The sequence below is a fragment of the Paenibacillus albidus genome (assembly GCF_014644435.1).
GTDB classification, from domain to species: Bacteria; Bacillota; Bacilli; order Paenibacillales; family Paenibacillaceae; genus Paenibacillus_AQ; species Paenibacillus_AQ albidus.
On record NZ_BMKR01000072.1, the window covers coordinates 1 to 9558 of the forward strand.

At 35.2% G+C, this 9558-nt stretch carries 7 protein-coding genes and 2 pseudogenes; 1 reads left to right on the top strand and 8 read right to left on the bottom strand.

Annotation, left to right across the window (positions count from 1 at the left end; all coding sequences use genetic code 11):
* Positions 1 to 259: 259 nt before the first annotated feature.
* From IEY53_RS34035 to IEY53_RS34065, 7 genes and pseudogenes are all read right to left on the bottom strand, one after another.
* The gene (locus tag IEY53_RS34035; RefSeq protein WP_189032689.1) at positions 260 to 2272 is read right to left on the bottom strand and encodes a hypothetical protein; all 2013 of its coding nucleotides are present in this window, start codon (positions 2270 to 2272) and stop codon (positions 260 to 262) included.
* Position 2273: 1 nt separating this feature from the next.
* On the bottom strand, positions 2274 to 2747 hold the full coding sequence (locus IEY53_RS34040) for a hypothetical protein (RefSeq protein ID WP_189032691.1): 474 nt from the start codon (positions 2745 to 2747) through the stop codon (positions 2274 to 2276).
* A gap of 2 nt (positions 2748 to 2749) precedes the next feature.
* Positions 2750 to 3694 carry a hypothetical protein gene (locus IEY53_RS34045; RefSeq protein WP_189032693.1) on the bottom strand — a complete coding sequence of 315 codons (945 nt, stop codon included), beginning with the start codon at positions 3692 to 3694 and terminating at the stop codon, positions 2750 to 2752.
* A 323-nt stretch (positions 3695 to 4017) separates the two neighbouring features.
* Positions 4018 to 6507: a nucleoid-associated protein gene (locus IEY53_RS34050; protein ID WP_189032695.1), complete on the bottom strand. Its 2490-nt coding sequence runs from the start codon at positions 6505 to 6507 to the stop codon at positions 4018 to 4020.
* 79 nt (positions 6508 to 6586) lie between these two features.
* Entirely contained in the window at positions 6587 to 6781 is a 195-nt protein-coding gene (locus IEY53_RS34055; RefSeq protein ID WP_189032697.1) for a hypothetical protein, read from the bottom strand.
* Positions 6782 to 7168: 387 nt separating this feature from the next.
* Positions 7169 to 7372 (bottom strand): annotated as a pseudogene (locus IEY53_RS34060) (RNA polymerase subunit sigma-70); the annotation flags it as partial.
* A 143-nt stretch (positions 7373 to 7515) separates the two neighbouring features.
* Positions 7516 to 8283 (bottom strand): MBL fold metallo-hydrolase, encoded by a 768-nt coding sequence (locus tag IEY53_RS34065; protein WP_229696522.1) that lies wholly within the window; start codon positions 8281 to 8283, stop codon positions 7516 to 7518.
* Positions 8284 to 8539: 256 nt separating this feature from the next.
* On the opposite strand from IEY53_RS34065, the gene IEY53_RS34070 reads away from it, so the two are divergent.
* Positions 8540 to 9133, top strand: a complete 594-nt coding sequence (locus IEY53_RS34070; protein WP_189032698.1) for a TetR/AcrR family transcriptional regulator — start codon at positions 8540 to 8542, stop codon at positions 9131 to 9133.
* Positions 9134 to 9365: 232 nt separating this feature from the next.
* Here the strand turns inward: IEY53_RS34070 and IEY53_RS35615 are convergent.
* Positions 9366 to 9558, bottom strand: a pseudogene (locus IEY53_RS35615) (hypothetical protein); the annotation flags it as partial.

The following is a 9558-nucleotide window of genomic DNA, read 5'->3' on the forward strand; positions in this document are numbered from 1 at the left end:
CCCATTTGACTCTATACGGAGAGCTTAAAGGTAAAATTATTCGCGGTCAAGGTACTAGGAACAATAATATAAAAATAAAACAGCATGATGAAGTATATAGTCATTTGCGAGGAGTTTTAAAATCTTGATAAATATAACAAAGGTGCTCAAGAAATCTTGAGCACCTTTGTTTATATATTATTTAGCATAAGGAGAGCATCTCTAACCTCCACACTTTTTATAATGTGTGAAGTTCCTAAACTTATCTTTCCCACTCATTTTAAATTAATAATGGTTTCATGATGTAATCATCACCTAAATCGATTACATTAACAGATACTCCTTCTGTAACACCTTCAATTTCTTTTAGTGTTAAAGAAGAGGCTATTATGCTCTGTCCTTCTAATCCGGACAATAATTCAAATAATTTTCCAGTGCTATTTATATTCATCTGCTGCTGACCAGGTTCATCCATAATAATTAGTTTAGGATGATTTCCCCCATATTGATTTGATATAAAATTCAATACAAGGGCAAATGCCCATCTTAATCTAATATAGTCGCTCGCTGATGAGTCAAATCTAATATCAAATCCACGTACTACAGGAGTGAATTTATCATGTGAAATTGTTATATCTTCTAAAAGAGTACTACTATATCCGAATTGTTCCAAATAATAACGGAATTTCTTTTGAAGCATTTCTAATTTTGTTTTATCTAGTTTAGAGAAGAATTCTTCTGGTATTTTTGTGGTTTCTATTAAATGTTGCTGCCACTGTTGCTTTAGAGTTTCAAGCTTCCTTCCTATCTCCTCGAAACTATTCTCCGTCTCTTCAAGTTCCTTTATTCTCCATTTTAAATTCAACGTTTCTTCGATATCTAAGTTAGATAACATACGCGGATCTTCTCTTAACTCTAACTTTAAACTCCTTACTCTTCTTCGCTCTTCTTCTAATGCTTCCGAAACAGCTCTAAATCTTTTATTTTTTTCATTTGTTCCCCCCTTCGATTGGCTAATAGCAAATTTCAATGTAGCAAGTTGGTCTTTTATATATTTAATATTTTCTTCGAGTGTCATTGGCTGAAATTCTATGTCTTGTGGTAGCAATGTTTCATGTATTTTTTGATTACATGTTGGACAGATACCTTTTGCAACATATAAATTCTTATCTGATCCCAGATCAAGTAGTTTTTTTGCATCTTGATTACTTTTTAAATCTTGCTGCAATTGAACTAAGTTTTCTTCTAGAGTACTTTGGTTAATAGTGCTTGAATAAATATCTTGTCTAATTGAATTAGCTTCACTCTGCAGAGCTAGCACTTTATCTTCTACTTCATTTATTTTAGCTTCATGTTCTTTTTCAATATCTTTTATACTTCTAACCACATTAGATCTTTGATTATACTCTAAGACGCTTTCTGATATTTTTTCTCTCAAACTAATTAAGTTTTGATTTTTATCATAAACAAAAATCTCATAATTTGATAAAAGATCAGGTTTATCAGATAACCCCACTACAGTTGCTGCAACCGCATCTGCTTTTTCTTTAATTAATGTTACAAGATTAGACCACTCCTGAGTGATAAGCGCTTTTTCAATTCTTAGTTTCTCCTTCAACTTACTATTACTTAATACATCAAGACCAAGAATAAACTCGATTGCACGAGTAGAGAGCTCTCTAATTCCATAATTCGTATTTGTTTGAGCATAAAAAGAACTCCACCCTTTAATTTGTTCAATAAAAAATAAAGGAAACAGGGTTTGTATATACAATAACCGTTCTTTCCCCTCAAAAGAAGGGACAAAGGGAAGTTCCCAACCTAAAAATTCTACTAAAAAAGAATGAAAACCAGCTTCATTTTGGGCTGATCCAGAGAGATGAACATAGAAATCTTGTTTTTTAAATTTTTTACCCTCAGTTAAAGAAGGCCCGAACTCCACCTCAATTAATCTTTCCTCTCTAGTGACACTTGTAATCCATCTTCTGATTGTAATACTATCATTATTGGCATTAGAAATTTGGAGTTCGACGTTTGATTCTATTACCTTATAAGAATTATTCTGATATGTTAACTCTTCACGTAGTACAGGTTTCATCGTCTTCCCATTTGTTCCACCTAATAATTCTTCGACACCTAGAGCATATAGTATAGAGTTTATGTATGAGCTTTTACCCGTAGAATTTTTTGCTCTTACTACATTAAGACCTTTAACAAAATTCGAAAATGTTCCAAACACTCCTTTATTCGTAACAATATTTATTTTAAGTGCATTAATGGTCAATTGTGACATGCTAAATTAACCTCTCCTTAAATAGAGTTGAAATAACCTTATCGTTAACTTTCAAGCCGATTCTCTTCAAGATTGCCTTTTCCGAAGTAAAGATGTCTTTTTCCATTTTTATAGCTTCTGCAAACTCTTCCCCTTTTGGTAACAATGTGAACTTCCCAGTTGATTCACTAAATGAGATTAATCTATCTGCAACGGCAAATTGCAATGCTCTGTTGACACTAGGATCCATACTAATGATCGGAGGAGTTATTAAAGGATCTTGTATAATAGCTAACAATATTAAATCTCTATCAGTTGACTTAAATACCCAATTTAACAATTGAAATTTCAACAAGTTAGCGCTTTTCCCCCAAGAAACTATTGATAAGACTAATACAATCTGTGCTATCTTTGTTAAAGGTCTGTATTCTGGAGAAACGGGTATCTTTCTCCGCGTAAAGGTTATCTTCTCTGCATTCTCATAAGGTAATTCCATATTCATACTCCTTCAACAAAATCAAGTGGGCATCGCACTAACCAATCTGCCTCAGCTTCTTTTATAACATCTTCCTGAAGAACATATGAAATCATTCTACCAAAAGCCTCGCTCTCCAAAGCCGATTTATATTTTGATTGTATTCCTTGAATAAATTCTTTAGGTTGAAGAGTCGTAAGAAGTAATTCTTGCTCAATATGAGACTCAATTCCACTTTTGATTCGCACTAATTTTTCTAATAAAGCGGGATGATTGTCTCTCAATTCATCAAAAACATTCTGCCCTTTTATAAAATTTCTTATTATAATGTCAACATACTTATTGGTATATAATTCAGCATTGCTATTTCCTTTAAATAGTTTTGAAATCTTTCTAAACAATATTTGAACAGATTCTGCTTCACATTGCTTCCAGTCAATCACTTCTTCTACAGTTGGTGTTGCAACATTAACATCTATTTTTTCTTCTAATACAGCCTTTACATATAACATTTCCTCCACAAAAAAACCTTCGTCTTGCACTAAAACATCAAACTCATCATCCAGAAGATCCTTCATTTCAAATTTTTTTTTAAATTCGATTGCCTTTTGTTGGCAATGAGATATCAACTCCTTATTTCTCAGAACCGGGGTTAAAAAAATCCACTTTTTAATTTTGACATCTCCAAAATACTTAATTAATTCTTTTTTGTTTTTTGACAACTTTCCTAAATCTGTAGTAATTTTATCTCGTTGTAGTTCGTACAACTTTTTGCTTTCATACTCTTCATCAGGGCAATAACATTGGAATACTAGCCCGGTCCTGGTAAAACCTTCAATCCCTAAGTCCCCTTGACTGTGTGCAACCATTTCTTGATAATCTTGCAAATGATATTTTTTCTTAAGAAAAAGCTGACACGTTTCTTCCCAGCTATCTCCATTATATTGACCAAACCGAGTTTTTATCATCTGAATCTCCTCTGCCTTAAAACGAAATTAGTAGAATAAGTCTATCAGACTACATCATTCTACAATTTCTACCCCAATAGGCCCAAACCTTCCAAACATATGTTTCATTTTCAAAATTGACAATACACCCTATAATACGATTTGAATTTTATTCCCGAACCTTATGAAAAATACGAAAATAGTATTATTGTGTTTCTAAATCAAAGATACAAACATCCTGAATAAACAAAGAAGGCACCGTATTTATATATATTTAAATTAACGGCGCCTTTCGCTTTTATTTGATTCATGAATTAAATGATTAGATCAGACTTGTATAACCCTTAGCGTCCCAGTATGAGATGTATTATTTCCTCGATTGATTTTTTATGATGAAATAGGTAGTCAATTATATTTGTTAAATATATTAGCCCAATAAGAGATAATAACAATAATAAGAGATTAATATATAGAGAGATTCTCCAATTTTTATAAAATAGCCTCTTTCTTTGACCAAACAATTCATCATCTGAAGTGATATTCTGTATCTCATCTGGTGTAAATATGCTCTGCCAGTTCTTCTTTCGGTGTTGGTAATCGAATTCCCAACCTTTAAAAATACGGACTATATAAATCATATAGTACGCCGAACTCACTATTAAATAAAAAGCAAAAAGTATTATCCCTATAAAAACAATAATCTGCTTTTCGTTCGTTGCATAAGCAGCAAAAGAACCAGCTACAGCAACAAAAAATGCAAGCAATTGTTTTGATGAGAAATCAATAAGATCCGTAATACCTTTAGATACTTGGTTACTAATATCTGTTATATAGGTCTCTGCTTTGCCTCTTTCCTGAAAATATAAACCCACGTTATCTTTAATCAATAAGCTATAATTACTTTTCACTGCACTAAAAATGTCTGCAGCATTTGCTGAAAGCAATCGTGAGTTATCATTCACATTTGTACCAAGTTGAATACTTACTAAATTCCTAATAATTTCTATTTTGTCATGAACTCTTTCATCATACGCCCACCTAAAAATCTCATATAGCGAACTGACGAATTCTTTTTTTATAGTTGCAATAAAAGAATTAATATGAACCGTCCGGAATCCCTTTAGAGTAGCAATTCCTTGATTGTTTATATAATTTGACATATAAGCGATGCAGAGTTGGACAAGCTTTTTCGTAAGAAATATTTCTAAAGGTCGTTCATCATTTATTGTTGAAAAATAAAAATGGTTAGGTGTTAAATATTTCGGTCCCTCTTCCCAATTTACCAAGTGGTGCCTAGAATCAATAATATCAACTTGAGATGCTGTTTCTGTGGTAACATACGAAGTAAATTGACTAACTCCAATTAAATCAGTCCCAATGAACCTAAAGAAGCCGTTCTCATAACTGTAAGTTTGATCAGCAATTAAAAGAGTAGTTTTTTTACAATCACTAATTTTGAGATTTTCTTCGAGAATCTCAAAAGATTTATTAAGAAAAGAAAGCAAATTCTGTTCAAACATAAAAAGGTATGTGTGCTGAGCATGTACTAATAAATCATTTTTTCTTAAAACAAACTCAATAAACGTATCATCACTAAGTGTGGTACGGTCATATCTTTGGACTGTTTGTGCGTTATTAAATGAATCATTACCGAAGTCATGAGAGACATTTATTCTTACTGCACTTGCTTCTTCAGCATTCAGAAAGAGCTTCTCTGCCTCAATGAAAAAGAGATCATAGTGCATACGAGAAAGACGCCCGGTTAATTTATAAACCTGGACGTCGTCAATTTCAGATAGTATTGCAATATTAGGTTCTGTCTGTTCTTTTTTATAGATAGTTTCGTCATCCATTTGCTCAGGCGTTATTCTAATTACAATGTTGTTCTCAAATTCAATTGTAACCCGTTTCATATTTTCTCTAACCCAAGCCTTATCGATTGTAAACTCGTCTTCAACAAATCCTTGACTCCTCAAAGATTGGATAAAACTTTGCTTCAATGCACTTTCTTTAATTGCATGTTCGATAAAAGAATTAATATTAACAGTTTCATTATTCCGAAGGTTAGAATTCAGAGAGTTTATAGTGTCATGGTATTTTTCAATACCAATTTGTCCTTTATTGGAAACTAACCATTTTTTCACGGCGGTAGAAAATCTTTCAGTTTTCACACGATCATTCAACACTAAGTCGCATTTTAAAAATAAATCTTTAAAGAAGATTGCTTCTCCTTTATTTTGCTTGTCCAAGAATAAGATTTCATAATTAAAGTCTGTTACCTGCTCGTTAGTTAACTGAACAAATGCGCATTTCTGAAGTTTTTGATCCTCATCTGGTAAACTTAATCCTTCCTCAGAAATCACATGCCTAATTTTTTCTATGCCATCAATAACTTCCTTCTGTTCTTTCCTCACAATCGATGATTTATAATCGAGCTTTAACACGGCTGCATAAACTTGTTCTGGATTATGATTATCACTATACGTACAAATGATTATTTCCGCTGATGAAATATTATGGTGAGACCTCATCGCATTTGCCAAATGGTTTGTAAGGACTATTGACTTATCAACAAACATCTGTTCATTGTCTTCAAGCAGCAAAGAAGTTAATGCATCCTTAGCGAGATTAGGTTGATTTTCACCAATAATAAAGTTAGCTGCCCTAATCTTCTCATCATTCATGCTCGTAAGAATATGGTTTGTAATAAATCTTCTTTCGAATGGTTCAAGTAGCATAGGAAGATCGCTTAAACTAATGCTCCTTGCTTCAGGCTTATTATTAATACCGTGTAAAATTGCACGACCTATAGATATATCTGATATGTTCCGCATCCGATTCGCTCCAACCTCAATGTGAACTTATGTTCTACATTTTATCACAGGATCACTGGAACTGGAAGGTTTATTGTATTTATACAGTTTCTCCAACGTCAAAATTCATTTTCTTCCGAACATAATCAGGACTAACCACATGCTTTAAACAAATCTCTATAATGCTTGCCTCCTTTACTTTAGATATCGCCTCAAATTTCGTTTCAGCTTCAATCGTTCCCGCAATATGCCACCGATCATCAAATTCGTAGAAAACATTATATATTTGCTTCACGATCTTCCTCCATAATTCATGACGTTTAACTGATCTACATTAAATATAATAAACACTATTTTGCTTATAGCTTATTAACTGAACGTTATTTTCATGAGAAAAGAAAAACAATAAATTGTTTCTAACTTGATCTTCTTCTTTACTCCTCATACCTTATACTTTGTAGACGTTACCTAATGGGCATTGCACAAAAGTATCAATTCAAGTGAAGCTCAAAGTTTTTCTGTTAACAAGATGCACAAAGACTCTGGGAGTATTTCCAGAGTCTTATTGTTTCCAATTTTATCAGTATTAATTATTGTATTGTTTACACAGTTGTTTGTCTTAATATTTAATAAATGCTGGTCTGGAGTTTAAATACATTCTGACATCGTATCGTGTCCATAACCTCTTGACGATATGTGCCACCAGTCTTAGGTTGTGCTCAATCAGCAGATTCCGGGCCTTGGCATCTCCCTCGGCCATCATGCCTAGGTATTTGCTTTCATCCTGCTCCGAGAGCGGCTGGGGAAAAGCATTATTCCTTACGTAGGATACCAGCAGTGTCAATTCTTTTATCAACAGCGCGATCGTGCTTATAATTCCTGGCAACTTGGCGACACCTCCCGCACATGTACAATGAAACCGATCAGTAATGAGAGCAACGGGTTCATGGTCTTTTTATTGTATGTGGGTTAGTGCCTAGATGTGCATGTACGGGGGAAATAGGTACGGGCATTGGCCCAAACTCTCAGCTAGAAATCAATAACCTCCCCGTCATTCGGCACAACAGCAATATGCTCCAGGCCCCTTCTTTTCAGAAAAGATCGGAGGTGCTCACGCTTAAAGGTGCAGTGGCTGATTGCATCCATATGTACAGCAATAAGTTTTGTCGATGGGGACAAATCTGCAATACTAACGATATCCTCGGCTGTCATCGTAATAATCGTTCCTAACAACATCTGTGCGCGCGGAGTATTCAAGACGGCAATATCTGGTTGATGTGTCCGAAAAACCTCTGTTATGGCAGGCGTGAAAATACAGTCTCCGACGATATAAATGCTCCCCTCCGCTGGGGTGTTTAAAAGATATCCAGATACCGGGCCGAGCAGCTTGGCTGCGATGCCAGGAGCATGCCGGCCTTTTATCCGTTTCATTTGAATGCCGTGCCATTCATACGATTGCTCAATCGCATGAACATGCATGAACCCGGCTTTGAGTAAGAATGCTTCATCCTCCGGTTGGCAAAATACTGGCATTTTTTTATTCAGTACGGACAAAGCCTTTTTATCCAAGTGGTCGAAATGCCGATGTGTCAAAAGAAGTGCATCCATATGTTCGAAATACTGAATGGCAACAGGGAGAGGCGTTAACGGATTACGACGAAGGGAACGTGTGAACGGGACCGGAGGTAGTTCGCCTGGATTACTTAACATAGGATCGATCAATATTTTTTTCCCGTTTACCGTTAATACCGAAGTAGCGTTTCTTATGTGTTGAAATGACATGGACACTACAATCATCCTCTCAATTTTAATACCGACCGGTCCGTTTTAAATTAACATAGTTTATTGACTAGATCAAGCATGATTTTCCAGCTATATAACTTGAAAAACAATAACAAGGTGAAGTGACGAAGGGGAATTTGGGAACTGTAGGAGCGTTAGCTTCTGCCCGGAAGCTTTCCGTAGGAAAGCTCACAATCTATATAATGATTGAATACAAATAGCGATTGTGATATTTTAAAACCAATCGGTACTTTTTGAAAGAGGGATCGCTATGAGAAAAGGTCAAGTGACGAAAGAACATATTATTCGGCAATCGGCCGAGTTATTTAATACGAAAGGCTATGCAGGCACCTCGCTGTCGGAGATTATCGACCGTACCAAAATACGCAAGGGTGGCATTTACAACCATTTCGAAAGTAAAGATGAAATTGCACTAAGCGCATTTGATTATATGTTCGCCCAGTTAAAAACGCTCTTGTCCGAAGCCATGTCAGAACGGTCCGAGCCGGCAGAAAAAATACTGGCCATCTGCGAAGCTTATATCAAATTGGTTGAAGAAAAAATATGGGAGGGTGGCTGCCCTATTTTGAACACTGCTGTTGAGAACGATGACGGTCATCCTCTGTTAAAACAAAGAGCCCAGCTTGCAATGAATGAGCTGATGACAGGTTTAAAGGGTATTCTCAATAACGGCATAGAGCGAAAGCAATTTCGGGCCGACCTCGATGTCGCAGCCGCAAGCAGTGTGATCATCGCTCTAATAGAAGGCGGGGTTATGTTGAGTAAGTTGTATGATGACAATACATACATCAGGCATTGCACGAACCAAGTAGAGAGGTATATTAACGGGGATGTAGCAGTCTAACGTGGGAGAGGTATCGGGTAATGAACCGTTTCAACGGCAACATCCTTCCAAGACTCGGTACCGGTGGGGGAATATAGAGATGATGCACGTACGCTGATTTGTAAAGAAAAAATACGGACCTAAAAAGGCAATTCTTGATCGCTCAAGGCCGCTCACATTCATCATTCGGCACTGGGTGGGGTATAAAAAACCACATGGAGTATGTGACTCACATGTAGCATAAAATAAAGTGCTATTCTTCCTCTAAATAAGGTGATTGAAAAGGTTCAATAAATAGACCTGAATTACTTATTAACTCTAAAGAATCACTACACTCTAATCTACTTCCAATATACATGTAATAATCAAATCCAAAGTGAACAAAGATACTACTACTCTGAAGTTTGCACCAAAGCTTTTCTCTTAGTGTTAATTTACATAATAAC